The organism is Streptomyces sp. HUAS 15-9, assembly GCF_025642155.1.
Taxonomy (GTDB): domain Bacteria; phylum Actinomycetota; class Actinomycetes; order Streptomycetales; family Streptomycetaceae; genus Streptomyces.
In genome coordinates, this window is sequence record NZ_CP106798.1 from 2,760,891 (window position 1) to 2,786,420 (window position 25,530).

Here is a 25,530-nt window from a genome sequence, read left to right on the forward strand (position 1 = left end):
CGTAGAATCCGGGCGTCGGCCCGTCAATGGGGTCGGCGTGACTTTCGAACGGCTCCGGTCACCGGAGTGATCATTCCCGGTGGAACGACGGTCGTCGGATCGCATGACGCGAACACGTCCGGGCGCGTAATCTCGGACAAGCCGTCGACCGGCGGTGAGAAGGGGGAGCGATGGACATCGCGGGCGCGCGCCGGCGGGCTGCCCGGATCGCCGCGAGGCTGCGGGGCGCCCGTCCCGCGACGGGCAAGCGCTCACTCGCCGCCGGTCTCGCCCGCGCGGTGCGCGCCAGACCCCGTCCCCCCGCCGACATACGCGAGTTGTGCCGGGCGCTGTGCGAGGCTATGGGCGACCGGCGAGCCGGGCGGCCGGTCGAGCTGCGCTTCGAACGCTTCCCCGACGAGATCGAAGTCACCGGCCTGTGGGTGGAATTCCAGGACTTCGACCTGGTCATCGTGGAGGAACGGGCCGAGGCACTGCAGCAACTGGTCATCCTCGGACATGAGTTGTGGCATCTGCACGCCGGGCACCGGCACGACCACCTGCTCGGCGCGGAGGCGGCCCGCGCCCTGGCCGGCACGCCCGGCTGGCGTGACGCGGCACTGACGGTCGCGGCACGCGACGGCTCCCGCGAGGCCGACGAGGCGGCGGCGGACGACTTCGGCCACCGGCTGGCGACCGCCTTCCGCCCGTACGTCCTCGGCCTCGGCCCCGGCACCCCGCTCGACCCTGTCCAGCGGTCCCTGGGCTACCGCGGACGCGGAGGAGTCACCCGGTGACCCCACTGGCGCTCGACCCCTCGCACATCCTCGGCGAGTTCTACATCTCCTTCTGGATCCCGACCGCGGTGCTGACCGCCGCCCTGGTCATCAAGCTGCCCACGATCTTCCGGCTGTGGCGGGACCCGCTGCTGCGCGCGGTGGGCGGGCTGCTCCTGCTCGCCTGCGCGGTGTTCGTGTTCGTGACGCCGTCGACGATCGCCTGGACCAACCGGGTCACCGGCGTACCCAACATCTCGGCGCCCTGGTGCTACTCGCTGATCACCGCCTTCTGCGGCTCCTGTCTGCTGCTCATCATCGCCTGGCGCAACGGCCTGTCCGACCGCTCCGCCACCACGCGCCGCGCGATGCGCTGGGTCATCTGCGTCTACTCCGGCGTGATCGTCACGCTGTGGGTGCTGTTCGCGCTCGCCGACGCCCCCGTGGAACGGCTGCGGGACCTGGACACGTACTACGCCAACACGCCGTTCATGCGCGAGGAGATCCTGCTCTACCTCGTCGCCCACGCCGCGGCCTGTCTGATCACGTCCAAGCTGATCTGGAACTGGGCCCGCACCGACGGCCTCGACGCCTGGCTGCGCTGGGGACTGCGGCTGCTGGGCATCGGCTATGTGCTGAACCTGGTCTTCGACAGCTCCAAGCTCGTCGCCGTCACCGTCCGCTGGACAGGGCGGAACCAGGACTGGCTGAGCACCGACCTGGCGCCGCCGGTGGCCGCGCTGTCCGCCATCCTGATCGCGGTCGGCTTCATCCTCCCGCACGCCGGCCAGTATCTGCACGACCGCTGGCGGGTCCGCCTCGCCCACCGCGAACTGCGCCCCCTGTACCAGCTGATGCGGACGGTGAACGGCGACGGCGTGCCCCTGGTGCTGCGCGCCACCGCCGAACTGCGGCTGACCCGGCGCGAGACGTTCATCCGCGATGTACTGCTGCAGCTGGCCCGGTACATCGACACGGACCTGAGCAAGCGGTCGTACGACGCCGCGCTCGCCCTCGGGCACCCCCCGCACAGGGCGAAGGCGCTGGCCGCCGCGGTGGGCATCCTGGACGCCGTCGACAACAGGAGCCGTACGCCCGAGGCTCCCCAGACGGCCGCCGGGCCCGACACGACCAACCTGCTCCAGGAGATCGGGGCCGTCTCCCGAGCCCTCCGCCACCCCGATGACATCGCGGCCGTACGCGCGTATGCGGCCACCCCAGCAGAGAGCGTTCCCGTACATGAGTGATCCCGGAGCAACCGCCGTCGTCCTCGGCGGCTCCCTGGCCGGCCTGCTCGCGGCCCGCGCCCTGGCCCCCTTCGCCGACCGTGTCGTCGTGGTCGAACGGGACGTGCTGCCGGCCGTGCCGAAGCCGCGCAAGGGGCTGCCGCAGGCCCGGCACGTGCACCAGTTCTGGTCGGGCGGGGCGCGCGCGCTGGAGCAGCTGGTCCCCGGTGTCGTCGATCGGCTGCGGGCGGCCGGGGCCAGGCGACTGCCGGTGACGACCGACATGGTCGCGCTGTCTCCGTACGGCTGGTACCGGCGTTGGGCCGAGTCGGCGTTCATGCTGACCAGCAGCCGGGACCTGCTCGACTGGATCGTCCGGGCGCAGATCCTGGCCGACGAGCGGATCGAGCTCGTGTCAGGGACCGAGGTGCTCGGGCTGGTGGGCACGGACGCGGCCGTCACCGGTGTCCGCGTACGCGGGCACGACGACGCCGAGCGCACGCTGACGGCCGGCCTGGTGGTCGACGCCACGGGGCGCGGCTCCCGCACGCCCCGGTGGCTGGCCTCGCTCGGGCTGCCCGCGGCGGAGCGGCGCGAGGTCAACTCCGGGATCGCGTACGCGAGTCGGCTGTTCCGGGCGCCGGACCAGGCCCGGGACGGGTTCCCCATCGTCAACATCCAGCCCGATCTTCCACAGGTTGGGCGGCCCGGGGGCGGTGGCGTCCTGATGCCCGTCGAGGACGGACGGTGGATGGTCACCCTCTACGGCAGCCGGGGCGTCGAACCGGCCGCCGGCGAGGCCGACTTCGCCCGGTACGCCCGGGAGGAGCTGCGCCATCCGGTCATCGCCGACCTGATCGCGAACGCGGAGCCGATCGGCGAGGTGTCGTGCACACGGACGACGGCCAACCGCCGGCACTACTTCGAGCGGATGCCCGCCTGGCCGGAGAACTTCGTGGTGCTGGGGGACGCGGTGTGCGCGCTGAACCCGGTGTACGGGCACGGGATGTCGGTGGCCGCCCAAGGGGCGCTCGCCCTGAGGGAAGTGGTCCGGCGTCAGGGCTGGGGTTCGCCCGGTCTCTCGCGGCAGATCCAGAAGGCGGTGAGCCGGCCGGTCAGGGCCGCGTGGGACCTGGCGATCGGCGCGGACGTCTTCTATCCCGGGGCGACGGAGGGCGGGCCCACGCTCAAGGAGCGGCTGACGGCGGCGTACGTCGGACGCCTGCTGTACACCGCGACCGGCAACGGCCGCATAGCCCGCCGCGTCACCGACGTGACGTCCCTGCAAAGGGGCGCGGAGGTGCTGCTCGCCCCCGACGCACTCCTGGCCGCAGCGATCGGCCCGCTCAAGCCGCGGCTGAGCGGGCCGCCGCTGACCGCCGAGGAGCGGAAGGCGGGCGGGCTGCTGTGAGTCCGGGGGCGGTCAGCCCGCGAACGCCGGCTGGGGCAGGCCCTTGCCTGCTCCCGGGACCACCGTGACGTCCCTGCAGCGGGGCGCCGAGGTGCTCCAGGCCGCGGCGACCGGCCCGCTCAAGCCGCCGCTGACCGCCGAGGAGCGGAAGGCGGGCGGGCTGCTGTGAGTCCGGGGGCGGTCAGCCCGCGAACGCCGGCTGGGGCAGGCCCTTGCCTGCTCCCGGGACCACCGTGACGTCCCTGCAGCGGGGCGCCGAGGTGCTCCAGGCCGCGGCGACCGGCCCGCTCAAGCCGCCGCTGACCGCCGAGGAGCGGAAGGCGGGCGGGCTGCTGTGAACCCCGGCCCGGTCAGCCCGCGAACGCCGGCTGCGGCGGGCCCTTGCCTGCTCCCGGGACCACCGTGACGTCCCTGCAGCGGGGCGCCGAGGTGCTCCAGGCCGCGGCGACCGGCCCGCTCAAGCCGCCGCTGACCGCCGAGGAGCGGAAGGCGGGCGGGCTGCTGTGAACCCCGGCCCGGTCAGCCCGCGAACGCCGGCTGGGGCAGGCCCTTGCCTGCTCCCGGGACCACCAGGAGCGACCCGGCCACCGGGTGCGGTGCCGTCAGTCCCACCCGGGCCGTGGTGATGTAGAGGTCCGTCAGGTCCGGGCCCCCGAAGGCGCACGCCGTCACCCGTGGGGTCGGCAGTTCGATCACGCGGTCCAGCTCGCCGTCCGGGGTGTACCGGCGCACCGCGCCGCCGTCCCACAGAGCCACCCACACACAGCCGTCGGCGTCGACCGTCAGCCCGTCGGGGAAGCCCGCGCCGTCCTCGATGTGCGCCAGTCGGCGCCGGTCCACGGCCCGTCCGTCCTCGTGGCGGAAGACGTCGACCTGCCGCGTCGGCGAGTCGACGTAGTACATCAGTCGGCCGTCGGGGCTCCACCCGGTGCCGTTGCTCACCGTGACGTCGTCGAGCACCGTCCGGGCCGAGCCGTCGCCGGTGATCCGGCAGAGCGTGCCGCCCCCGGGCGCCTCGTCGTAGCGCATCGTGCCCGCCCACAGCGAGCCGTCCGGGGCGACGGCGGCGTCGTTCGCGCGGCGGCCGGGGACGGGCTCGTTACGCAGCCAGCGGAACGTGCCGTCCGGGTCGAGGAGGCCCACGCCGTCCCTGAGGTTCAGGACCAGGCCGCCGCCCGCCCTGGGCTTGGCGGCGCCGACGTGCTGGTGCGTCGTGCGGACCGTACGGCGGCCGGTCGACGGGTCGTAGGTGTGCACCCGCGAGCCCAGGACGTCCACCCAGAGCAGCCGGCCCGCCGCCGGATCCCAGGTCGGACCCTCGCCGAGCGTCGCGTGCGCGGCCACCGCCACCTCGTACGCCGTCATGCCGCGCCCCGGTGGCCGAGGCGCTCCGACAGCTCGGCCGCGCCCTTGGCGGCGAGCTGCTCCAGCTCACCGCGGCGCTCCTCGCTCCAGCGGATCATGGGAACGGAGATGGACAGGGCCGCGACCACCTGGCCCGTACGGTCACGCACCGGCGCCGCCACGCAGCTCACGTCCGGGTTGGACTCGCGGCTCTCGACCGCGATGCCGCGCTGCCGGATCTCCGCCAGGGCCTCGCGCAGGACGCCCGGGTCGGTGATGCTGTTGGGGGTCATCGCGGCCAGCTCGGCGCCGTCCGGGATGCGCGAGGCCAGCTCCGGCTCGGGCAGGGAGGCCAGCAGCATCTTGCCGACCGAGGTGCAGTGGGCGGGCAGCCGGCGGCCGGCCGCCGACACCATGCGCACCGCGTGCGTGGAGTCGACCTTGGCGATGTAGATGACGTCGGTGCCCTCGAGGATCGCCACATGGACCGTCTCGTCGCAGGTCTCGGCGACGGACCGGGCCACCTGCTGGCCCTCGGCGGCGAGGTCGAGCTGCTCGGCGTAGCGGCTGCCGAGCTGGTACGGGCGCACACCGAGCCGGTACCGTCCGGGCTGGCCCGGTACGGGCACGATGTACGACCGGGCGGCGAGCGTGGTGACCAGTTCGTGCACGGTGGTGCGCGGCAGCTGTAGCTTGCGCACGATGTCGGGGGCGGAGAGCGTCCCGTCCCCGTCGAGGAAGAGCTCAAGAATGTCGAGAGCCCGGGTCACGGCAGGTACGAGGCGTCCCACGTCCGGCCCCCTCCCTTGGGTCTAAGCGCCTGTGTTCGAAATTTCAACAGACGATCGGCATGACGAACGAACACAGGCTAGTCATGGTGGGTTGTACGGGCAATGGTGCTGTACCGGCAATGGTTCTGTACGCGAGCGGAATGGTGGTGTACGCGGTGATGAGTGCGCGTTCGGCCACGGCTCCGCGCCACTACCGGTGCGCCCTCGGATCGCCCAGCTCTCCGCGCAACCGCTGGGCACGCAGCACCAGCTCCAGCTCGAAGCGGCGGTCCGGGTCGTCGATCCCGTCGCCCCACAGCTCGCGGATCTGGCGCAGGCGGTAGCGGACGGTCTGCGGGTGGACGCCGAGACGCACGGCCACCTCCGGGGCGCCTCCCCGCGTCTCCAGCCACGCCAGTAACGTTTCCGCAAGCCTTCTCCCATGCGTCGGCCCGCAGTGCGCCAGCGGCGCCAGGCAGCGCAGGGCCAGGTCGTCGATCAGCTCCTCGGGCTGCAGCAGCACCAGGGCCTCCGTGTGCTCGGTGCAGTGCAGCATCTCCCCGGCCGGAAGCAGCCCCCGCTCCATCAGGTGTACGGCGGCCTCGGCCCAGCGCAGCGACTTGCAGGCGTCGGGCAGCGGCACCGGCGGGCCGATCGCCCCGGCCCAGCCGGTCAGCGCCCGGTGCAGCAGCTCGGGGCGGCCCCCGGCGTCGGGATCGGGGACGACCATCCGCGGCTGCTCGTACTCCATGTCGAGCAGCACCCCCTGCCCCACCGCCGGGGCCATCGCCTCCCGCGCCGGGCGCAGCAGCACCCCCACCGCGACCCTCCCGGGCAGCGGCCAGCCGATCCGGGCGGCCCGCTCGGCCAGCGCGTCGGCCGGGTCGCCCCGGTGACGCTCGACGAGCAGCAGTTCCATCAGCCGGCGCTGCAGGCGCAGCCGTTCCCCGGCCTGGCGGGCGGCGGCCTCGGCATAGCCGCGCACCGACTGGTCGACCAGGCCGTCCAGATACTCGTAACCCGCGTCGACCAGCTCGTACATGGCCGGTGGCGGGATGTCGAGGCGCTGGCCGATCTCGGCGAAGCGGCGCCAGGCCAGCCGTACTCCCAGGCGGTAGATCGCCTGGAGGGAGTCGAGGCTGCGGCCGCCCAGGCCCTCGCCGCGGCCGAACTCCTGGAACACGCCGGGCGGTACGGTCGGGCGGCCCTCGGAGCTCTCCAGGTGCTGGACGAAGACCTCGATGGCCCGGCGGATGCCGATCAGCGCCATCGGCTCACCGCTCTCGTCGAGCACGACGGGCAGGCCGGGGTACTCCCGGCGGATCTCGCCCAGGATCTCCTCGGCCAGCGCGGGCGCCTCGGCCATGGCGATCGCGGCGAACTGCCGGACCTGGAGGCGGGGCACGTCGCGCCAGGCCGAGCGGGCGGACACGGCGGCCGCACGGGCGGGCGGCATTCTCCGGTTCGTCTCCGGCACGCCGCTCCGGCTCACGGGGTCAACTCCCCTGGCCGGCTTGCTCGTAGGTGATCAAGGGGGTGTTCGGCTGGTCGGGGCGGGCGTCGAGCAGCGCGACGACACCGAGCGCGGCACCCACGGCGAGGGCGGCGGCGGCCACGACGGTCAGTGCGGCGGCGAGCAGTCTGGACATCGCAGGGTCAGCCTCTCTGTCCGAGTCGGCCCCGGGAACGCTCCCGGAGTCGGTCCCCATCCGGCGTCCCACCCCTGCTTGTCCGGCCCAGTGTCGACAGTCATTGACACCGAGTCAAGGGGCGCCTACGGTTCCCGGCCCAGAGGGGTGGGTCCTCGCACGCGCACTGTTCCTTCTCGGACCTGGAGTGCCGGATGCGCCGTACAGCCTCACCCTTTTCCCTGATCACCCTGGGTCTCGGCACGTTCCTGCTGGTGCTGGCGCCCCTGCTGGCGTGGTACGTCGAGCCGCGTGCCGCCGTGAATCCGATCGACATCGACACCACCGCTGTCTACACCGGCAAGGGCAGTTATTTCGACACCGGGCAGGTCAGGACCGTGGCCGACCGGCGGATCACGATCACCCAGGTGGTGCGCGGGGACGTCGAGGACAGCGAGCGCAGCGGCCGGGCGGTGTGGGACGTGACGACGACCGTCGACACGGACAAGACCCTGCCGGCCGCCGATCCGCACGACGCGCTGGAGTTCTTCCTGAACCGCTGGGTCACCGACCGCTCCACCAACCAGCCCGTGCACTGCTGCAAGGAGAACCCCTACTTCGAGGGCGACGCCTATCTGAAGTTCCCCTTCGACCTGCGCAAACACTCCTACCAGTGGTGGGACAACTCCCTCGGCTCCACGGTGACCCTGCACTACGCGGGCACCAAGAAGGTGCAGGGCTACCGCGGTTACCGGTTCACGGGGACGGTGGCCGCCACGAAGATCGGCACCCGGCTGGTGCCCGGGAGCATCGTCGGCCTGCCGAAGCGTCCTCAGGTGCGGGCCGAGGAGTGGTACGCCAACCACGGCATCGAGCTGATCGCCGACCGGCGCACCGGCCGGGTGATCTACGCCCAGGTCGGGCCGCGGCGGACGCTGCGCGCGCCGGGGTCGGAGAAGGACGCGGTGGTGCTGCTGGACAGCCGGAAGATCGGGTTCACCACCGGGACGCAGAAGGAACAGGTGAGCCTGGCGAAGAAGGAGAGCGGCCGACTGCGCATGGTGGGGCAAACCCTGCCGCTCGGTGCCGGTGTGGCCGGATTCGTCCTCGCGGCGGCAGGGGCTGTTTTGGTGGTACGAGGACGGAAACGTCCTGAAACAGACGCTATATCCAGGCCACCGCTCACGATGTGACGTGACGTCAGCTCTAATAAGCCCCGAAATTGTCATCCCGGTGAGTAGCCGTGGGGAACGGCTGGGCGAAAACTGTCCACCCCACCCCGAGCACAGCCCATCCACAGAATCGCCCCCACGGAATCTCCCCAGAATCGCCCCCACAGTGAGTTCCGCACCCTGAGACGAGTTGGAGCACCCATGCCCCAGCACGTGCCGTCCTCGATGCGCGCCGCGTTCCCGCAGGGCACGCGGCACCTCCCGGCGCTCCCCCCACATCCGCGCCGGATCGTCTTCCTCGCCCACCGGGACCTCGGCAACCCCTCCGCCGGCGGCTCCGAACTGCTCGTCGACCGGCTCGCGGACGGACTGACCCGTCTCGGCCACCAGGTCACCCTCCTGTGCGGCGGCCCCGCCGCCTTCCGGGACTACCGGGTCGTGTCCGCGGGCGGCTCCTACGCCCACTACCTGCGCGCCCGCTCGGCCTTCGCCCGCCAGGTCGGTGACTGCGACCTGCTGGTCGAGGTGTGCAACGGCATGCCCTACTTCGCGCCGCTGTGGCACCACGGCCCCACCCTGTGCCTGGTCAACCACGTCCACACCGACCTGTGGCGGATGCGGCTGAGCGGACCGCTGGCACCGGCCGCGCGGATCGGCCGAAGGCTGGAGCACTGGGCGCTGACCGGTGCGCAGCAGCGGGCTCTGATGGTCGCCGTCTCCCCGTCGACGGCACACGCCCTGCGCGCGATCGGGGTGCAGCGGGACCGCATCCGGATCGTCCACAACGGTGTGGAGGAGCCCGGTCCACGGGCCGACCGCTCTGCCGAGCCGCTGTTCGTGGCGGTGGGGCGGCTGGTCGAGTACAAGCGGATCGATCTGCTGCTCAGACTCTGGGAGCGGGTGCGGCCGGTCACCGGCGGCCGACTGCTGATCGTCGGCGACGGCCCGGAGCGGGAACGGCTGGAACGGCTCGGCGGGCCCGGCGTGGAGTTCACCGGGCATGTCCCGGAGGCCGAGAAGCACCGGCTGCTGTGCGCCGCCTGGCTGCTGGTGCACCCCTCGGCCGTCGAGGGCTGGGGCCTGGTGGTGACCGAGGCGGCGGCACGCGAGACACCGACGGTCGCCTTCGACGTACCCGGCCTCAGGGACTCCGTGGTGGACGGCGAGACCGGCGTACTGGCGCGCGGCGAGTCGTCGTTCGCGGCGGCCTGGTGCACGCTTGCGCTGTCCGCGCGCCGCCGGGAGGCGATGGGCAAGGCGGCCCGTGACCGCGCCGCCGGCTACCGCTGGGACCGCACGGTGAGACAGTTCCTTGCGGTTGGCGCGGAGGCGGTGCGGGGCTGGGAGCGATGACGCCTGTGCGCCGTGTCGGTGAGGCTGTCGCGCGACTGCGGATCCGTCGTGGCTGGTCGCGCAGTTCCCCGCGCCCCTATTGGGGCGCTGCAGGGCGCCGGAGTCTGAAGGACCCCTCTCTACGCCGCTCCCTCGCCCTCTTCCGTGCCTTCCGGCATGAGCAGGACGACCCCAGGGCCTGTTACTCCCTGCTCGCCCGGGACGCCGCCGACCAGGTCGAGGCCTACCACGGGCCGGTCGCCGGGCGGATCGTCGTGGACGTCGGCGGGGGCGGTGGGTACTTCACCGAGGAGTTCCGGCGCCGAGGCGCGCAGGCCCATCTGTTCGAGCCGGACGTGACCGAGCTTGGCGAGAAGCCGCCCGCCGGGACGGTGATCGCCGACGGCTATCTGCTGCCGCTGTCCGACGGGGCCGCCGACGTGACGTTCTCGTCCAACGTCCTCGAGCATGTGGCGGATCCGCAGACGTTCCTCAGCGAACTGGCCCGGGTCACCCGGCCCGGCGGGCTGATCTACGTGTCCTTCACCAACTGGCTCTCCCCGTGGGGCGGTCACGAGTGGGCGCCCTGGCACTATCTCGGCGCCGAGCGGGCCCGCGCCCGCTACCGCCGTCGTACCGGACGGCCGGCCAAGCACACCCTGGGCGAGAACCTGTTCGCCGTGCACATCGGAGCCACCCTGCGGCAGGTGCGCGCCCGCGACGACGTCACGGTCGTCTCGGCGCGCTCCCGCTACTGGCCGTTCCTCGCGGAAGCCGTCGTGAAGGCGCCCGGCATCCGTGAGCTGGCCACCTGGAACCTCCTCCTCATCCTCCGGCGGTGTCCCCCATGACGACCACGGTCCAGGCTCCTCCCCCGGCAGCCGTCCCCACCACCGCGGCCACCTCGGGCCCGCCTGAGGGCCCACGGTCGCGGCGCTGGCTGCTGGGGTTCTGGGCCGTGGCGTTCGTGCTGTTCCTCGCGGTGCACCCGGGCCGGCAGACCTTCGACACCAAACTGGGCGTCACCGTCGACCCGGGCCGATTCCTCTCCGACCTCGGCCAGTTGTGGCACGACCAGGGATCCTTCGGCGGGATCCAGGACCAGTACGCCGGCTATCTGTGGCCGATGCTGCCGTACTACTGGCTGTGCCACACCGTGTCCCTGCCGGTGTGGCTCGCGGAGCGGCTGTGGCTGTCGCTGATCGTGTCGGTGGCTTTCTGGGGCGCGCTGCGGCTGGCCGAGCGGCTGCGCGTCGGAACCCCGGCGTCCCGGCTGCTCGGGGCGCTGGCCTACGCGCTGTGGCCGGTGTTCACCGTGGTCGTCGGCTCCACCTCGGCGGCCGCGCTGCCCGGCGCCCTCCTGCCGTGGGTACTGCTGCCGCTGGCCGACGAGCGGTACACCGCCCGGGTCGCGGCCCTGCGCTCGGCACTGGTCGTGCCGTTCATGGGCGGCGTCAACGCGGCCGCGACCCTCGCCTCCCTCCTCCCGGCCGGGCTGTATCTGCTCTCCCGCCCACCCGGACCACGACAGCGCAAGCTGATCTCCTGGTGGGTGCCCGGAGTGCTCGTGGCGACGGCCTGGTGGTGGATCCCGCTGCTGCTGCTCGGCGTCTACGGGGAGAACTTCCTTCCCTATGTGGAGACTTCACAGACGACGACGGCGACCATGTCGGCCACGGAGGCGCTGCGCGGCAGCGGGAACTGGGTCGCCTATCTGCATCTCGGCGAGGCCTGGCTGCCCGCGGGCTGGGCCGTGGCCTCCGCGGTCGTGGTGATCGTCTGCTCGGCGCTCGCCGCCGGGCTCGGGCTGGCCGGACTGGCCCGACGCGACATGCCGGAGCGGCGCTGGCTGGTGCTGACCGTGCTCATCACCGCGCTGATCACGCTCGCCGGGTACGGCGGCGCGTTCGGGGCGCCCTTCCACGGGGTCGTACAGGACTGGCTGAACGGCCCGCTGGTGCCGTTCCGCAACATCTACAAGTTCCAGACGGGCATGGCGCTGGCGCTCGTGCTCGGGCTGGCCCATCTGGTGGGCGTGGCCGCCGAGCCGCGCGGCGCCCGCCCGGTGCGCGGCCGCCGCTTCGCCCCGCTGGTCGCGGCGGTCCTGGTGCTGCCGGGGCTGCTGTGGCCGTACCTCAACGGGTCGATCCTGAACCCGGGTTCGTTCCAGCAGCTGCCCAAGTACTGGCAGACCACGGCCGACTGGCTGAAGAAGTACTCCCCCGACTCCCGCGCCCTGGTCGTCCCGGCCACCGCGCACGGCCTCTACACCTGGGGCTCCCCCATCGACCACCCCCTGGACGTGCTGGCCGACAGCCGCTGGGCACAGCGGGACTTCGTGCCCTTCGGTACCCCGGGCAACCGGCGCGCGATGGACGCGGTCGAGCAGGCGCTGCTGAGCGGCGGCGAAGTCCCTGGCCTGGCCGACTGCTTGAGCCGCGCCGGGATCTACTACGTGGTCGTCCGCAACGACCTGGACCCCGACCAGATCGGCTCTGTCCCGACGACCACGGTCAAGCGCACCCTGGAGCAGTCCGGCTACCGGCGGGTGACCGGCTACGGGCCGGTGATGACCGGCGGCCGGATCGCCCACGGCACCCCGCTCCAGGTGGAGGGGCTGTACCCGAGGCAGCGGGCGGTGGAGATCTACGAGCCGGTGGACAAGGACGTGCCGCGGCCCGGTCAGGCCCGGCTGCTGTCGGCCGCGGACACCGCCGTCGTCTCCGGCGGCCCCGAGGCGCTGCTGCCGCTCGCCGCGCGGCTGCGCGACCGGGCCACCGTGCTCACCGGCGACAACCACCCGGGGGTCGGCTCTCCCGGCCTCCAGCTGGTCGGCGACGGACTGCGGCGGGCCGACACCCGGTTCGGGCTGGTCGACGCCAACACCTCGTACACGTACACCCGTGACGAACGCAACGCACCGGACGCCGTGCAGGACGCGGGCGAGGAGCCGCGCCAGATCCTGCCCACCGACGGCATCGGCCACCAGACCGTGGCCCAACTGCGCGGCGCCAGTTCGGTGACGGCGTCGTCGTACGGCAACTGGCTCTTCCACCTCCCGCAGTACGACCCGGTCAACGCCTTCGACGGCGACCCGGCCACCGCGTGGGCGGAGGGCGCGCCCGGCTCGGCGAAGGGGCAGTGGCTGCGCATCGGCTTCGACGGGTCGTACGACATGCCGTCGTCCGTCAAGGTGACGCCGTTGCCGCAGCAGAGCGTGCGGGCGGCCGCGACCCGGGTGCGGGTGACGACGGAGAAGGGCTCGGTGACCAGCTTCCTGCGGCCCGACGGCATGACGCAGACCGTCAAGGCCCCGGCCGGCGCGACGCGTTGGATGAAGCTGACGATCGTGGACTCGGTGGCCCGGCGCTCCGGCCTCACCGGCGCGGGCTTCTCCGAGATCGCCCTGCCCCACGTCCAGGTGACCCGGATGCTGCGGCTGCCCACCGACGCCGACCGCTCCGACGCGGCGGCCGAGGTCGTCTCCTTGCACCGCGCGGCCGACCCGACCGGGCTGTCGGCGACCGGCACCGAGGCGGGGCTGCACCGCGCCTTCGCCACCGGGACGGCGGGGTCGTACCAGGTGGCGGCGAGCGCGGTGCCGGTGCCGGGCGAGGCGCTCGACAAGCTGCTGTACCGGGTCGCGCCGGACCAGAAGCACCGGATCACGGCGACCGCGGACTCCACCGCGGCCCTGGGTGCGGGGCTGTCCGCGCGCAACCTCACCGACGGCGATCTGACGACGGCGTGGATCGCGGGCGACCGTCCGACGATCCATCTGAGCTGGAAGGGCAAGCAGCCCGTCGGCGAGCTCGTGCTCGCCCCCGCGGGCGGCCTGTCGACCCGCCCCACCGAGGTGGACATCAGCTCCCCGGACGGTGCGACGACCGCGGGCGTCGACGAGAACGGCATGGTCCGCTTCGACCCGATCACCACGGACCGGCTCGACATCACGATCACCAAGACGGCGCCGCTGACCCTGCACAACCCCGTCGCCGACGAGGACCTGCAACTCCCCGTCGGACTCACCGAGGCGTACCTCCCGGCGCTCGACGGCTACCGCACCCGGCAGCCGGCCCCCACCCGGACGTTCTCCCTGCCGTGCGGCCAGGGCCCGGTGCTGGCGGTGGACGGCGAGCTGTATCCGACGAGCGTGAAGGGGACCGTACGGGACCTGGTGGAGCGCCGACGGGTAGAGGTGACGCCCTGCCAGGAAGGCTCTGTCGACGCGGCGTTGGAGTTGACCGCGGGCACGCACCGGGTCGAGGCGGGGGACACCGGTCCCCTGGTCCTGACGGACGTGACGCTGACCCGCGGGGCGGTGAACGAGGCCGCCGGCCCGGGGCGTGAGCTGCGGATACGGGACTGGCTGGGCGACCGCCGCGAGGTGACGATCGGCTCGGGGGCGGCCACGTACCTGACGACGTACGAGAACTACAACGACGGCTGGCGGGCCACCCTGAACGGCAAGGAGCTGACCCCTCTCCGGCTCGACGGCTGGCAGCAGGGCTGGCGGATCCCGGCCGGGGCCGGCGGCACGGTCAAGCTGTCGTACGGACCGGCGACGACCTACGAAGCCGGTCTGATCGGCGGCGCGGTGGGGCTCGCGGCCCTGCTGGGCCTGGTGGTGTGGCGGCGCCGCGCGCCCAACCCGGACGAACCGCAGCCCGAGTCTCCGGCGCCCGGCCTGTGGCTGGGCACGGTGGCGCTGACGCTGGTCGCCGTGGTGATCGCGGGCTGGTTCGCCCTGCTGGTGCCGCCCCTGGCACTGCTGGCCCACCGACGGCACGCGCTGCTGGTGCCGCTCGCCCTCGTGGCGCTCGCCGGGGCCGGGATCGCGGCCGCGACCGGCGCCGGGGAACCGGTGGCCGCCGGACACGGCGCCTTCGGCCACCTAGCCCAACTGCTCGCGCTGATAGGGCTGTTCGCGGGGCTGGTGAGTGTCCGGGAGGTCCCGCCCGGGGAGGAGGGTGGCACACCTTCGGACGCGGAGGCGCCGACCGCACCGCTGCCGCATCGGATACGCGGATCCAGTCCCCTGGGCACGCAGCCGCCGGGGCCCGCGCCCGCCACACCAGAGGAGAAGTCCCCGCCGAGCGCCTCCGGGCCGACCGTCTCCGCCCGTGGCCCCGGACAGCCCGACGGAGGTGCTCCCGAATGACCGCGCTCCAGCACCGGCCGGACGGTCCCGCGCGGCCCCCGTCCCGTATCCCGTTCCCGGTCGTCGACGAGGTCGCCCGGCACTGTCTGCAGGACGCGGAACCGGAGACCGTGCACATCGAGGTCCGGCTGCCCGGCCGACTGGACCCCGCGCGGCTGCGCACGGCCTTCGGGGAGGCGCTGCGCCGGCATCCACGCATCCTGATGCGGGAGGCTCCCCGGGCCAGGTACCGGGCCCGGTACGAGTGGGAGCTGACGGCGGAACCGGACGTGGAGGTGATCCGCTTCCCGCCGCCGGACCGGGACGCGCGAGGGCAGGCCCGGCAGCGCGCCCTGGACTGCGCTCCCCCGCTCTCCGCCGCCCCGCCGATCCGCCTGGAGGCGGTGCCCGAGGGCGAGGGCACGGTGCTGATCCTCACCGTCAACCACGCCGCCCTGGACGGCCCGGCCTGCCTGCGCGTCGTGGCCACGGCGGCGGAGCTGTACGGCGGCCGGGACAACTCGCCCGCCGCACCTCCCGTACGCACGCAGGACGCACAGCGGGAGTCCGTGGCCGTCCCGTCCAACTGGACCCCGCCCGCCCGGGTGGCCCCCGGCAGCCCCGGCCCCACCCCCTCCCCCGGCAATGGCGTGATCGTCACCGAACTGCCCCTCCCGCACCGCCCCAAGGGCTCCCCGTACACGGTGAACGACCAGCTCATGGTCACCACCGCGCTGCTGATCGCCCGCTGGAACCGGGACCACGGCGCCCGCCCCCGCCCGATCCGCATCACCATGCCCGTCGACGACCGCCCCCGGGACGCGGGCATGCCCATCGGCAACGGCACCCGGCTCGTCGAGGTCCCCTTCGCGCCCGAGGAGTTGGACGCGACGGACATGGCCGGGCTGCTGCGCCGCACCGCCGTCCGCACCCGGTTCCTCAAGTCCCTGCCCCGGCCCCAACTCGGCCACGGCGCCGTCCTGCTGACCGCTCCCTGGGCCCCGGTGGCCGTACGAGCCGCGCTCACCCGGGGGCTGCGCAGGGCCGTCGCACCCTGGACGTCGACCACCCTGCTCAGCAACATCGGCCGCATCCCCTACCCGCTGGACTTCGGCGAGGAGGCGGGCCGCGCGGACGCCGTCTGGTTCTCCGCACCGGCCCGTATGCCGCGCGGGCTCACCTTCACCACCGCCTCCACCGCGGGCCGCCTCCACCTCTCCGTGCGCTGGTCCCGCGCCCTGCTCGGCCCAGGGGACGGTGCCGAGCTGCGCGATCTGTTCGAGCACTATCTGCACACCACGGAGGTGACCGCCCCATGACGACCACCGCCACCCCGCCCGGGGAACTCCGCGACTTCTACGAGGATCCCGCCGTGCCGGTCGCCTCCGGCGCCGCGCGCAGCATCCGCCAGGCCCGGCTGCTGGCCGCCGCCCTCGGCCCGGCCGGCGCGGGGCGCGCACGGTCCTCGACATCGGCTGCGGCGACGGCACCGCGGCCGCCACCGCCGCCCCGTTCCTCGCCGGTCACCGCGTCGTCGGCGTCGACTGGTCCCAGGACGCCCTGCGCCGCGCCCACGCCCGGCTGCCGTACGCCGTCCGGGGCGAACTCACCGGCGGGGGGCTGCCGTTGCGGACCGGCTGCGCCGACGCCGTGCTGTTCAGCGAGGTGATCGAGCACCTGGTCGACCCCGACGCGGCCCTGGACGAGATCCACCGCGTGCTGCGCCCCGGAGGCCACCTCATGCTCTCCACGCCGAACCTGGCCGCCTGGTACAACCGCGCCCTGCTGCTGGCCGGCGTACAGCCCGTGTTCTCCGAGGTCAGCCTGCGTGCGATCCACGGCCGCCCCGGCAAGGAGGTCGTCGGGCACCTGCGGCTCTACACGGCCCGCGCGCTGCGGGAGTTCGTGACCGCGGTCGGCTTCGAGGTCGTACGCGTGCACGGCGCCCCCTTCCACGGCGTGCCCCGTCCGCTGCGTCCGCTGGACCGGCTGGCCTGTGCCAGACCCTCGCTCGCCTCGATCCTGCTGCTGCACGCACGACGGACGTAGGGGCGGCCATGTGGTGGGGAGTGGTCGCGGCCCTGCTGGCGAACGTCCTGTACAGCACGGGGTTCGTGCTGGAGAAACGGGCCCTGTCCGCGCTGCCCGAGGTGACCGTGCGCAGGCCCGCCCGGCTGCTGCGGCTGGTGCTCGGCAGCCCCCTGTGGATCGGCGGGTCGCTGGCGCTGGCGGCCGGGTTCGGCGCCCAGCTCGTCGTCTACCGCACGCTGCCGATCGCCGCGGCGCAGGGCATCTTCGTGTCCGGGCTGGTGCTGCTCGTGCTCCTCTCGGCACGGCTGCTCGGCGAGGAGACCAGCGGCCGGGAGCGGTATGCGCTCGGCGCGATCCTGGCCGCGCTGCTCATGGTCGTACTGTCCCTGCGGGAGGGGTCGGACAAGGTCAGCCGGGCCGCTCCGTACCCGCTGGTGCTGCTGGTGTGCGTGCCCTCGCTCGGTGCGGGCGTGTGGCTGTACCGGGCCACCGAGCGCCGGGCCCGCCGCCGGCACCGGCTGCCCACGACGGGGGTGGAGTACGGGGTCGCGGTGGGCCTGCTGTACGGGGTCAGCTCGCTCGCCATCAAGGGCGTGTCGGGCTATGTGACCAGCGGCCCGGCCGGACTGCTGCGCTCCCCCTACCCGTACCTCCTGCTCTGCACGGGAGCGTTCGGCCTCGTCATGTCCCAGGCGGCGCTGCAACGCTGTCGGGCCTCCCTGATCGTTCCGGTGTGTACGACGGTGACCTGCCTGTTCACCGCGGTGCTCGGCACGCTGTCCTTCGGTGAGGCGCTGCCGCACGATCCGCTCAGGCTCGCCCTGCGGCTGGCGGGCACGACGCTCGCGGTCAGCGTGCTGCTGGCCATGCCGAAGCACGACCGAGCCCCCGAACCCTCCCTCGGCGCCAAGGAGTTGACACCCCCATGAAACCCGACGACCCGCTGCTGAGGATCCTGGCGTGCCCGCTGGACAAGGGGCCGCTGCACCTGCTGCCCGAGGAGGCCCTCTACAACCCGCGGCTGCGCCGCCGCTATCCGATCGTGGACGGCATCCCGCAGCTGCTGCCGTCGTCCGGGGAGCAGGTGTCGGACGACGAGCACGAGGAGCTGCTGAGGCGGATGACGCCGTGAGGGGACCGACCCTGGCCACCCGGCTGGCCCCCCGCCTCCCCACCCGGCTCGTCGCCGCCACCGCCCGCGCGCTGTACCCGCGCTTCGAACCCGAGCTGGCCCGCCTCGGCGAGCTCTGCCCGGCCGGCTGCGGCACGGCGGTGGACGTGGGCGGCTGGTACGGCCCGTGGACCCGCCGTCTGTCGGCACGCGCACGCCAGGTGGTCACCGTGGAACCGGTCCCCCATCTGGCCCGTCTGCTGTCCTCGGCGGCGTTCCCGGCGAACGTGCGGGTGATCCAGGCCGCCGCCGCGGACCGCCCCGGCATCGCCCGGCTCTGGCTGCCGCCGGACGACGCGGGCGACCGGGGTGTGTCGTCCCTGGTGCGCCGGGACATCCACGGCCGGGCCCTGGAGGTGCCCTGTGTGCCGCTGGACGACCTGGGACTGCGGGACGTCGGCTTCATCAAGATCGACGTGGACGGCAGCGAACTGGCGGTGCTGCGCGGCGCCACGGCACTGCTCGCGCGCGACCGCCCGGCGCTGTTCGTGGAGCTGGAGTCACGGATCCAGCCGATCGCGCCGGTGCTGACGTATCTGCGGCTGCTGGGCTACGAGGGCTGGGTGCTGCCGGGGGCCGGCTGGATCCCGCTGGCCTCCTTCCCGCTGGAGGCCCACCAGGCCGGAACCGCGCATGTCGTCTCGCGCGGCCTGCTGCGCCGGGTCCTCCCCTTCCGCGCGGTCAGGGGTCCGCGCTACGTCAACTCCGTGCTGTTCCTCCCGGACGGCCGCCGCCCGGGTACGACCCCGATGGGCGACGATGGTCCCCATGCCGCCCTCCGGAAAGCGCCCCGCTAGCCCCTTCACCGCGCTCGACTTCCAACTGGTGCTGCTGCGCCGCATGGCCGACCACAACCCCGGTCTGGTCGAGGACGCCCGCCGCGAGCTGGGGGCCTCCCTCGCGGACATGCGGGAGGCCAACAAGCGCTGGCAGGCCATGGTCCGCTCCCCGCGCGCCCGCACGTCCGCCGCGCGCTACCGCTCCGTCCTCGGCCCGCCCGAGTACGAGACCAAGCGCACCGTCGGCGACCTGGAGTGCAGGGCCTGGCAGTGGCCGCTCTCCCTCTGGCCCACGCTGCGCTTCGAAGCGCTGCTCGGTCCCGACGGCGCGGTCTGGAACGAATGGCTGATCCGCGCCCCAGGCGCCCCCGCCCCCCACCTCCGCACCCTCGAAGACCTCACCCCCTGGTCCTGCACGGTCGACGAGGTGGCCCGCGCCTTCGCCCCCGCCCGCCCCCTGGAGGGCACGGCACCGACCCGCTGGGGCCTGGCGTTCACGGCGCCCGACGCGCAGGGCGTACGGCGGGAGGTGGCCGCCGAGTTCACCTGGGGGCTGCTGCAGCGGACGGCGGTCAGCGAGTAGCGGCCGCCGCGAGGATCCCGGCGACGACCTCGTCCACCGAGCCGGGGTGCAGGAAGAGGAACAGGTTCGGCTCGACGAGCTCCAGCTCCATGACCCGGGGTTCCCCCTCCTCCCCGTCGACGAGGTCCACGCGCGCGTACAGCAGCTCGGGAGCGTCCGGTACGGCGGCCAGGGCGCGTTCGGCGACGGAGAGTTCGGCAGGGGTCGGGGTCCACGGTTCCAGGTCGGGGTGGGCCACCTTGGCCGCGTCGTAGGCGGCGCCGGGTGCCAGGACGGCGCGCTTGCGGCTGGCGTGCAGCAGACGGCCGCCGAAGAACTGCAGGGCGCGCTCACCACTGACGTCTATGCCCTCGACGTACGGCTGCACCATCGCGGTGAGCCCCTCGTCGTGCATCCGCGCCAGATGCCCCACGGCCCGGTCCCGCTCGCCGGGGGTGTAGCGCGCGGCGAACCGGGCGCCCGCGCCGAAGGTGGGCTTGACCACGAACTCGCGGTCGTCGGGCAGGTCGGGGGCGTCGCCGGGGGCGAGGTAGCTGGTCGGCACGACGGGCACACCGGCCGCCGCGAGGTCACCGAGATACCGCTTGTCCGTGTTCCAGCGCACGACGGCCGCCGGATTGGCGAGGCGCGTCGCCTTACCGACCCGCTCCGCCCACGCCACGAACTCGTCCGCGCGCCAGCTGTAGTCCCAGGTCGACCGGATGACGACGAGATCGAACCCGTCCCAGTCGACGCCGGGATCGTCCCAGTGCACGGCACCGGCCTCGGCCCCGGCGTCCGTGAGGGCCGCCACCAGCGCGGGCAGGTCACGGTCGTGATGGGGCTCATCGCCCGGGTCGTAGGTGGCGAGTGCGATACGGGGCATGCGCCGCAGGCTAACAACCGCTGCCGCAACCGATCCAACGGGTTTGACCTTCACCTTTGGTGAGGCCCCAGCATCAGTGGCGGAACGACGAGCGGACGTACGGGGGTGGCGGCGCATGGAGCTGCTGACGATCGGGGCCTTCTCGAAGGCGTGCCGGCTGTCACCGAAGGCGCTGCGGCTGTACGACGAGCTGGAGCTGCTGCGGCCCGCGCGGGTCGACCCGGACACCGGGTACCGCTATTACGCGGTGGAGCAGCTGGAGCGGGCACGGCTGGTGGCGTGGCTGCGGCGGCTGGGGATGCCGCTGGCCTCGATCCGGCAGGTGTGCGCGCTGCCGCCCGCGGCGGCCGCCCGCGAGATCCGTGCCTATTGGGCGCGGGTCGAGCGGGAGACGGCCGTACGCCGCGATCTGGCCGGGTTCCTCGTCGACCACCTGACCGCAGAGCCGAGGAAGGACACCACGATGCTGGAACTGCGCTATTGCGCCCACTCCGACACCGGGCGCGTACGGCCCGCCAACCAGGACACGGCCTACGCGGGCACACGGCTGCTCGCCGTGGCCGACGGGTTCGGGCCCGCCGGGGCGCCCGCGAGCAGCGCCGCCGTGGAGGCGCTGAAGTTCCTGGAGAGCGAGGAGCCGTCGGCGGGCAGCGTGCTGAACCTGCTGGAGGAGGCCGTGCGGGGCGCGACCGAGGCGGTCCGGGACGTGGCCGGCGGCAGCGACACCGTCGGCACCACGCTGACCGCGCTGCTGTGGACGGGGTCCCGGCTGGCCCTCGTCCACATCGGCGACTCCCGCGCGTATCTGCTCCGCGACGGCGGCCTGTTCCGGATCACCCACGACCACACGGTCGTCCAGTCGATGATCGACGAGGGCCGGCTGACCGCGGAGGAGGCCACCGCCCATCCACAGCACGCCATGCTCCTCAAGGCGCTCTCGGGCGACACCCCTGCCGTCCCCGACCTGAAACTGCACGACGCCCTGCCCGGCGACCGGTACCTGCTGTGCTCCGACGGCCTGTCCGGCGTCGTACCGGACGCCCGGATCACCCAGCTCCTGTCCACCGCCCCGGCCCCGGACACCGCCGTACGCACCCTGATCACCGAGGCGAACGCCGTGGGCAGCCCGGACAACGTGAGCTGCGTGGTGGCGGACGTGGTGGAGGCGGCGGCCTGACACCCTTCGACACGGCAGCCGGGCGTCGGGCAGGATCGGGTCCATGGCGCTTTCGGGGACCGACGCGTACACCGGCGTGGACCATCTGCCTCCGCTCGTCCGGCGCGCGGTGGCCGTCGCCCGTGGCCACGGCTTCCCGTATTCGTGCCGCCCCGAGCAGGGGCGTCTGCTGTACGCCCTGGCGGGCGGCGCACGGGCCCGGATCGGCGAGACGGGCACGGGGCTCGGGGTGGGGCTGGCTTGGCTGGCCGCCGGCGCGGGTGACGGCGTGCGGCTGTACAGCGTCGAGCGCGAGCCGGCGCGGGCGCGGGTCGCGGCCGGGATCTTCGCCGGCCGGCCGGGGGCCGAGGTGCTCACCGGCGACTGGCGGAGGATCGAGGAGCACGCGCCGTACGACCTGCTCGTGCTCGACGGCGGCGGGCAGGGAAAAGCGCCCGGGGACACCCCCGCCGACGTGGAGCGGCTGCTCGTACCCGGCGGCACGGTCGTCGTGGACGACTTCACGCCCGCCACCACCTGGCCGCCGCTGCACGACGGTCTCCCCGACCGGGCCCGGCTGCACTGGCTGGAGCACCCGGTGCTGTGCTCGGCGGAGCTGCGACTCGCTTCGGATCTGAGCGCGGTCGTGGGGACGCGGCGCCTGGTGTAGGAAGGGTGCTGTCGTCCCCTGCAGCGTCCCGACAGACAAGGAGTGCTTCGCGTGTCCTCCCTCTTTCCGGCCCTGGTGGGCGGTTCCGGCGAGCGAGTCGCCCTGCGGTTCGGCGAACGGTCGCTGACGTACGCGCAACTGGGTGCCGCCGCGGGGGCCGTGGCCGCCCGGGTTCATGGCGCGGGCCGGGTGGCCGTGTGGGCGACCCCGGAGCTGGAGACGGCCGTCGGGGTGGTGGGCGTGCTGCTCGCCGGGGCGGCCGCGGTGCCGCTCAACCCGAAGTCGGGGGAGAAGGAACTCGCGCACATCCTCTCCGACAGCGCGCCCTCGCTGGTGCTGACCGCGCCGGGTGACGAACTCCCGGCGGCACTGGCTGACTTGGAGCGCGTCGATGTCGACGCGTTCGGCAGCGGGGACGTGCCCGAGGACCGTACGTCCGAAAGCGACCCCGCGCTGATCGTCTACACCTCCGGCACCACCGGTCCGCCCAAGGGCGCCGTCATCCCCCGCCGGGCGCTCGCCACGACCCTGGACGCGCTCGCCGACGCCTGGCAGTGGACCGGCGAGGACGTCCTGGTGCACGGGCTGCCGCTGTTCCATGTGCACGGTCTGGTGCTCGGCGTGCTCGGCCCGCTCCGGCGCGGCGGATCCGTGCGGCATCTCGGGCGCTTCGGCACCGAGGGCGTGACCCGGGAGCTGAACGACGGCGCCACCATACTGTTCGGGGTGCCGACGATGTACCACCGCATCGCCGAGGCCCTGCCCCGCGACCCGGAGCTGGCCAAGGCGCTCGGCCGGGCCCGGCTGCTCGTCTCCGGCTCGGCCGCGCTGCCCGTGCACGACCACGAGCGGATCACGGCGGCGACCGGTCAGCGGGTGATCGAGCGGTACGGCATGACGGAGACGCTCATGAACACCAGCGTGCGGGCCGACGGCGAGCCGCGCGCGGGCACGGTCGGGGTGCCGCTGCCGGGCGTGGAGCTTCGGCTGGTGGAGGAGGACGGGACGCCCGTCGCGGCGTACGACGGGGAGACCGTCGGCGAGATCCAGGTGCGCGGCCCGAACCTGTTCACCGAGTACCTCAACCGGCCCGACGCGACCGCCGCCGCCTTCACCGAGGACGGCTGGTTCCGGACCGGGGACATGGCCGTGCGCGAGCCGGACGGGTACGTGCGCATCGTCGGACGCAAGGCCACCGACCTGATCAAGAGCGGCGGTTACAAGATCGGGGCCGGGGAGATCGAGAACGCCCTCCTGGAGCATCCGGGGGTGCTGGAGGCGGCCGTCACCGGGGAACCGGACGCGGATCTGGGCGAGCGGATCGTGGCGTGGATCGTCCCGGCGGATCCCCAGTCCCCGCCGTCCGACCAGGAGTTGGCCGACCATGTGGCCCGCAGGCTGGCTCCGCACAAGCGCCCGCGTGTCGTACGGCACCTGGACGTCCTCCCCCGCAACGACATGGGGAAGATCATGAAGCGGGAGCTGCGCGATGCCTGAGCGGCTGTCGGCGCGCGACATACTCGCACTGGTCTGCGACGCCTCCACCTTCACCGAACTCCCCTACCGGGAAGGGAAGTCCGCGCCCGACGGACCGATCTCCTGGCAGGGGTACGACGCCTCGCGCGCCCGCGCCGCCCGCCGCACCGGCGAGGAGGAGTCCGTCGTCTGCGGCACCGCCCGCGTCGAGGGCACGCCCGCCGTGCTGATCGCCTTCGAGTTCGGCTTCCTCGGCGGCTCCCTGGGCCGGCGTACCGGCGACCGCCTGGAGGCGGCGTACACCCACGCCCGCGCACACCGCCTCCCGGTCGTCCCGCTGATCGCCACCGGCGGCAGCCGGATGCAGGAGGGCATGTTCGCGCTGACCCAACTCCAGCGTGTGGCCCGACAGTCGGCGCTCACCCGGGAGGCAGGCCTGTCCCAGATCGCCGTACTGCGCGACCCGACGACGGGCGGCGGCTGGGCCACCCTGGGCGCCGGTGCCGACATCACCCTCGCCCTCCCCGGGGCCCAGGTCGGCTTCGCGGGCTCCCGGGTCCGCCCGCCGGACGCCGACCCCGCCGCCTACACGGCGGAGGCGCAGGTGGCGGCGGGTTCGGCGGACGCGGTGGTACGACCCGAGGAGCTGCGGGAGACGCTCGGGCTGTGGCTACGGCTGCTGACCACACCGGCGGCCGAGGCCCCGCCCCCGTCCGCGCTCGGCTCCACACCCCTCCCGGCCACCGGCTGGGAGGCCGTCCTCCGCGCCCGCTCCCCCGAACGCCCCCGGGCACAGGCCTACTTGGACGCGTACTTCACCCGCCGTGCCGCGCTCGTCGGCGACCGCTGCGGGGGCACCGATCCCGACGGGATGCTGTGCGGCTTCGGCGAGCGGGACGGACGTACCGTCGCCTACGCCGCCCAGACCGGGACGAAGACCCGCCCCGCCGGATACCGCACCGCCGCCCGGCTGATCCGGCTGGCGGACCGGCTCGGGATACCGGTGCTGACCCTGGTGGACACACCGGGCGCGGCGAACGACGCCGAGGCGGAGCGAGAGGGCGCGGGTGCGGCGATCGCGGACGTGTTCGGGGCCGTGGCCGCCGCCCGTACCCCGGTCACCACGCTCGTCATCGGCGAGGGCGGCTCGGGCGGGGCGCTGGCGCTGGCGGCGCCCGGCAACACCTGGGCCACGCCGGACAGTTACTTCTCGGTCATCGCCCCGGAACTGGCGGCCGCCATCCTGAAGCGCCCCCCGGAGGAGACGGAGGCGACGGCCGACCAGCTCCGTATCCGGCCACAGGACCTGGTGGAGCTGGGAGTGATCCGCGGCATCGTGGACCACGCCCGGCGTTGAGCCTCGGCAGGGGCGGGCGCAACCGGCCGAACGGGGGACATCGCCGGTCGGCTTCGGGAACAATGGAGCCGGTAGTGGATCAAGAACACGGGGGAGCGTGCGCGGCCATGGCCAAGCTGGTGGAGTTCAGGACCGATGACGGCACGGTCGTCGTCGTGGAGACCGCGGACCCCACGACCGGGACCCGCCTCGTCTCACGCGGCGAAGGCCCCGGCAACGGACCCGGCAACGGAACGGCGGACCGGACCGTCCACACCTTCGAGAGCGCCCTGGGCTCGGTCCGCTCGGCGGCGCAGTCCGCGCTGCGGGTCTTCCGGGAGGGCGCGCTGCGGCCCGACTCCGTGGAGCTGGAGTTCGGGGTGAAGCTGAGCGCGGAGGCCGGGGCGGTGATCGCCAAGGGTGCGGCCGAGGGACAACTGGTCGTCCGGCTCAGCTGGTCGTCGGGACAGGAGGCGGCGGCCCCGTCGAGCACGCCACGTCAGGAGCCGCCGCAGACGCCGGCCGTCCCGCCCGCGGCGGGTCCCACCACCGGGTCCTGAGCAGCGCACCGTACGTGCCCCTTCCCGGGGCGGGCGGCATGTTACCCGTACGCCACCTCCGGGCGGGCCGGGCACGACCCGCGTCCCCGCCCGGCTCCTGCGAACCCCCCATTCAGCGGCACCCC

The 25,530-nt window shown here is 73.6% G+C and carries 22 protein-coding genes and 1 pseudogene; 18 read left to right on the forward strand and 5 right to left on the reverse strand.

Annotated features, from left to right (window positions below; all coding sequences use genetic code 11):
• Nucleotides 1–170 precede the first annotated feature (170 nt).
• From N8I87_RS12675 to N8I87_RS12685, 3 genes are read left to right on the forward strand one after another with little or no spacing between them, the layout of a single operon-like run.
• Nucleotides 171–776, forward strand: coding sequence for a toxin-antitoxin system, toxin component family protein (locus N8I87_RS12675; protein WP_263208390.1), 606 nt, complete (start codon nucleotides 171–173; stop codon nucleotides 774–776).
• Nucleotides 773–2,002: an MAB_1171c family putative transporter gene (locus N8I87_RS12680; RefSeq protein ID WP_263208391.1), complete on the forward strand. Its 1,230-nt coding sequence runs from the start codon at nucleotides 773–775 to the stop codon at nucleotides 2,000–2,002. The genes N8I87_RS12675 and N8I87_RS12680 overlap by 4 nt, the downstream gene beginning before the upstream one ends.
• Nucleotides 1,995–3,392, forward strand: coding sequence for an NAD(P)/FAD-dependent oxidoreductase (locus N8I87_RS12685; protein ID WP_263208393.1), 1,398 nt, complete (start codon nucleotides 1,995–1,997; stop codon nucleotides 3,390–3,392). The genes N8I87_RS12680 and N8I87_RS12685 overlap by 8 nt, the downstream gene beginning before the upstream one ends.
• A gap of 519 nt (nucleotides 3,393–3,911) precedes the next feature.
• Here N8I87_RS12685 and N8I87_RS12690 read toward each other — a convergent pair.
• The 4 genes from N8I87_RS12690 to N8I87_RS12705 all read right to left on the reverse strand — a co-directional run bounded on the left by N8I87_RS12690 (nucleotide 3,912) and on the right by N8I87_RS12705 (nucleotide 7,155).
• On the reverse strand, nucleotides 3,912–4,757 hold the full coding sequence (locus N8I87_RS12690) for an SMP-30/gluconolactonase/LRE family protein (protein WP_263208394.1): 846 nt from the start codon (nucleotides 4,755–4,757) through the stop codon (nucleotides 3,912–3,914).
• The gene (locus N8I87_RS12695; RefSeq protein WP_263208395.1) at nucleotides 4,754–5,527 is read right to left on the reverse strand and encodes an IclR family transcriptional regulator; all 774 of its coding nucleotides are present in this window, start codon (nucleotides 5,525–5,527) and stop codon (nucleotides 4,754–4,756) included. Before N8I87_RS12695 ends, N8I87_RS12690 begins: the two co-directional genes overlap by 4 nt.
• 190 nt (nucleotides 5,528–5,717) lie before the next feature.
• Nucleotides 5,718–6,962, reverse strand: coding sequence for a PucR-like N-terminal domain-containing protein (locus tag N8I87_RS12700; protein ID WP_263216416.1), 1,245 nt, complete (start codon nucleotides 6,960–6,962; stop codon nucleotides 5,718–5,720).
• 40 nt (nucleotides 6,963–7,002) lie between these two features.
• Complete coding sequence (locus N8I87_RS12705; RefSeq protein WP_263208396.1) at nucleotides 7,003–7,155, reverse strand: hypothetical protein; 153 nt, start codon at nucleotides 7,153–7,155, stop codon at nucleotides 7,003–7,005.
• Between the two features lie 194 nt (nucleotides 7,156–7,349).
• On the opposite strand from N8I87_RS12705, the gene pgfA reads away from it, so the two are divergent.
• From pgfA to N8I87_RS12755, 10 genes and pseudogenes are all read left to right on the forward strand, one after another.
• Nucleotides 7,350–8,327, forward strand: coding sequence for a cell envelope lipid trafficking protein PgfA (pgfA, locus tag N8I87_RS12710; RefSeq protein ID WP_263208398.1), 978 nt, complete (start codon nucleotides 7,350–7,352; stop codon nucleotides 8,325–8,327).
• 180 nt (nucleotides 8,328–8,507) lie between these two features.
• Entirely contained in the window at nucleotides 8,508–9,659 is a 1,152-nt protein-coding gene (locus N8I87_RS12715) for a glycosyltransferase family 4 protein (RefSeq protein WP_263208400.1), read from the forward strand.
• Nucleotides 9,660–9,763: 104 nt separating this feature from the next.
• Nucleotides 9,764–10,489 carry a class I SAM-dependent methyltransferase gene (locus N8I87_RS12720; protein WP_263216417.1) on the forward strand — a complete coding sequence of 242 codons (726 nt, stop codon included), beginning with the start codon at nucleotides 9,764–9,766 and terminating at the stop codon, nucleotides 10,487–10,489.
• Nucleotides 10,486–14,799, forward strand: a complete 4,314-nt coding sequence (locus N8I87_RS12725) for an alpha-(1->3)-arabinofuranosyltransferase (RefSeq protein ID WP_263208402.1) — start codon at nucleotides 10,486–10,488, stop codon at nucleotides 14,797–14,799. The genes N8I87_RS12720 and N8I87_RS12725 overlap by 4 nt, the downstream gene beginning before the upstream one ends.
• A complete protein-coding gene (locus tag N8I87_RS12730; protein ID WP_263208404.1) occupies nucleotides 14,796–16,097 on the forward strand; it encodes a condensation protein in 1,302 nt (433 codons plus the stop codon). The genes N8I87_RS12725 and N8I87_RS12730 overlap by 4 nt, the downstream gene beginning before the upstream one ends.
• A pseudogene (locus N8I87_RS12735) lies at nucleotides 16,094–16,827 on the forward strand (class I SAM-dependent methyltransferase). The gene N8I87_RS12730 and the pseudogene N8I87_RS12735 overlap by 4 nt, the downstream one beginning before the upstream one ends.
• Nucleotides 16,828–16,847: 20 nt before the next feature.
• Complete coding sequence (locus N8I87_RS12740) at nucleotides 16,848–17,738, forward strand: hypothetical protein (RefSeq protein ID WP_263216418.1); 891 nt, start codon at nucleotides 16,848–16,850, stop codon at nucleotides 17,736–17,738.
• Nucleotides 17,735–17,941, forward strand: coding sequence for a Trm112 family protein (locus N8I87_RS12745; RefSeq protein ID WP_263208405.1), 207 nt, complete (start codon nucleotides 17,735–17,737; stop codon nucleotides 17,939–17,941). Before N8I87_RS12740 ends, N8I87_RS12745 begins: the two co-directional genes overlap by 4 nt.
• Nucleotides 17,938–18,777 (forward strand): FkbM family methyltransferase, encoded by an 840-nt coding sequence (locus N8I87_RS12750; protein WP_263208406.1) that lies wholly within the window; start codon nucleotides 17,938–17,940, stop codon nucleotides 18,775–18,777. The genes N8I87_RS12745 and N8I87_RS12750 overlap by 4 nt, the downstream gene beginning before the upstream one ends.
• Complete coding sequence (locus N8I87_RS12755; protein WP_263208408.1) at nucleotides 18,740–19,342, forward strand: hypothetical protein; 603 nt, start codon at nucleotides 18,740–18,742, stop codon at nucleotides 19,340–19,342. The genes N8I87_RS12750 and N8I87_RS12755 overlap by 38 nt, the downstream gene beginning before the upstream one ends.
• On the opposite strand, the gene N8I87_RS12760 is transcribed toward N8I87_RS12755, so the two are convergent.
• The gene (locus tag N8I87_RS12760; RefSeq protein WP_263208410.1) at nucleotides 19,332–20,207 is read right to left on the reverse strand and encodes an ATP-grasp domain-containing protein; all 876 of its coding nucleotides are present in this window, start codon (nucleotides 20,205–20,207) and stop codon (nucleotides 19,332–19,334) included. The two genes, N8I87_RS12755 and N8I87_RS12760, sit on opposite strands and share 11 nt — an antisense overlap.
• Nucleotides 20,208–20,322: 115 nt before the next feature.
• Here N8I87_RS12760 and N8I87_RS12765 point away from each other — a divergent pair, with 115 nt between their 5' ends.
• From N8I87_RS12765 to N8I87_RS12785, 5 genes are all read left to right on the forward strand, one after another.
• Entirely contained in the window at nucleotides 20,323–21,384 is a 1,062-nt protein-coding gene (locus N8I87_RS12765; protein ID WP_263208412.1) for a MerR family transcriptional regulator, read from the forward strand.
• 43 nt (nucleotides 21,385–21,427) lie between these two features.
• Nucleotides 21,428–22,033, forward strand: a complete 606-nt coding sequence (locus tag N8I87_RS12770) for an O-methyltransferase (RefSeq protein ID WP_263208414.1) — start codon at nucleotides 21,428–21,430, stop codon at nucleotides 22,031–22,033.
• Nucleotides 22,034–22,084: 51 nt separating this feature from the next.
• Complete coding sequence (locus tag N8I87_RS12775; protein WP_263208416.1) at nucleotides 22,085–23,530, forward strand: acyl-CoA synthetase; 1,446 nt, start codon at nucleotides 22,085–22,087, stop codon at nucleotides 23,528–23,530.
• The gene (locus N8I87_RS12780) at nucleotides 23,523–24,866 is read left to right on the forward strand and encodes a carboxyl transferase domain-containing protein (protein ID WP_263208418.1); all 1,344 of its coding nucleotides are present in this window, start codon (nucleotides 23,523–23,525) and stop codon (nucleotides 24,864–24,866) included. The genes N8I87_RS12775 and N8I87_RS12780 overlap by 8 nt, the downstream gene beginning before the upstream one ends.
• 107 nt (nucleotides 24,867–24,973) lie before the next feature.
• Complete coding sequence (locus tag N8I87_RS12785) at nucleotides 24,974–25,405, forward strand: CU044_2847 family protein (RefSeq protein WP_263208420.1); 432 nt, start codon at nucleotides 24,974–24,976, stop codon at nucleotides 25,403–25,405.
• Nucleotides 25,406–25,530: the final 125 nt, after the last annotated feature.

Coding starts and splice junctions, on each gene's coding strand:
- N8I87_RS12705 (WP_263208396.1), bottom strand. CDS start 7,155: ATGTCCAGACTGCTCGCCGCCGCACTGACCGTCGTGGCCGCCGCCGCC.
- pgfA (WP_263208398.1), top strand. CDS start 7,350: ATGCGCCGTACAGCCTCACCCTTTTCCCTGATCACCCTGGGTCTCGGC.
- N8I87_RS12685 (WP_263208393.1), top strand. CDS start 1,995: ATGAGTGATCCCGGAGCAACCGCCGTCGTCCTCGGCGGCTCCCTGGCC.
- N8I87_RS12760 (WP_263208410.1), bottom strand. CDS start 20,207: ATGCCCCGTATCGCACTCGCCACCTACGACCCGGGCGATGAGCCCCAT.
- N8I87_RS12755 (WP_263208408.1), top strand. CDS start 18,740: ATGGTCCCCATGCCGCCCTCCGGAAAGCGCCCCGCTAGCCCCTTCACC.
- N8I87_RS12780 (WP_263208418.1), top strand. CDS start 23,523: ATGCCTGAGCGGCTGTCGGCGCGCGACATACTCGCACTGGTCTGCGAC.
- N8I87_RS12745 (WP_263208405.1), top strand. CDS start 17,735: ATGAAACCCGACGACCCGCTGCTGAGGATCCTGGCGTGCCCGCTGGAC.
- N8I87_RS12690 (WP_263208394.1), bottom strand. CDS start 4,757: ATGACGGCGTACGAGGTGGCGGTGGCCGCGCACGCGACGCTCGGCGAG.
- N8I87_RS12715 (WP_263208400.1), top strand. CDS start 8,508: ATGCCCCAGCACGTGCCGTCCTCGATGCGCGCCGCGTTCCCGCAGGGC.
- N8I87_RS12725 (WP_263208402.1), top strand. CDS start 10,486: ATGACGACCACGGTCCAGGCTCCTCCCCCGGCAGCCGTCCCCACCACC.
- N8I87_RS12770 (WP_263208414.1), top strand. CDS start 21,428: ATGGCGCTTTCGGGGACCGACGCGTACACCGGCGTGGACCATCTGCCT.
- N8I87_RS12675 (WP_263208390.1), top strand. CDS start 171: ATGGACATCGCGGGCGCGCGCCGGCGGGCTGCCCGGATCGCCGCGAGG.
- N8I87_RS12785 (WP_263208420.1), top strand. CDS start 24,974: ATGGCCAAGCTGGTGGAGTTCAGGACCGATGACGGCACGGTCGTCGTC.
- N8I87_RS12730 (WP_263208404.1), top strand. CDS start 14,796: ATGACCGCGCTCCAGCACCGGCCGGACGGTCCCGCGCGGCCCCCGTCC.
- N8I87_RS12700 (WP_263216416.1), bottom strand. CDS start 6,962: ATGCCGCCCGCCCGTGCGGCCGCCGTGTCCGCCCGCTCGGCCTGGCGC.
- N8I87_RS12765 (WP_263208412.1), top strand. CDS start 20,323: ATGGAGCTGCTGACGATCGGGGCCTTCTCGAAGGCGTGCCGGCTGTCA.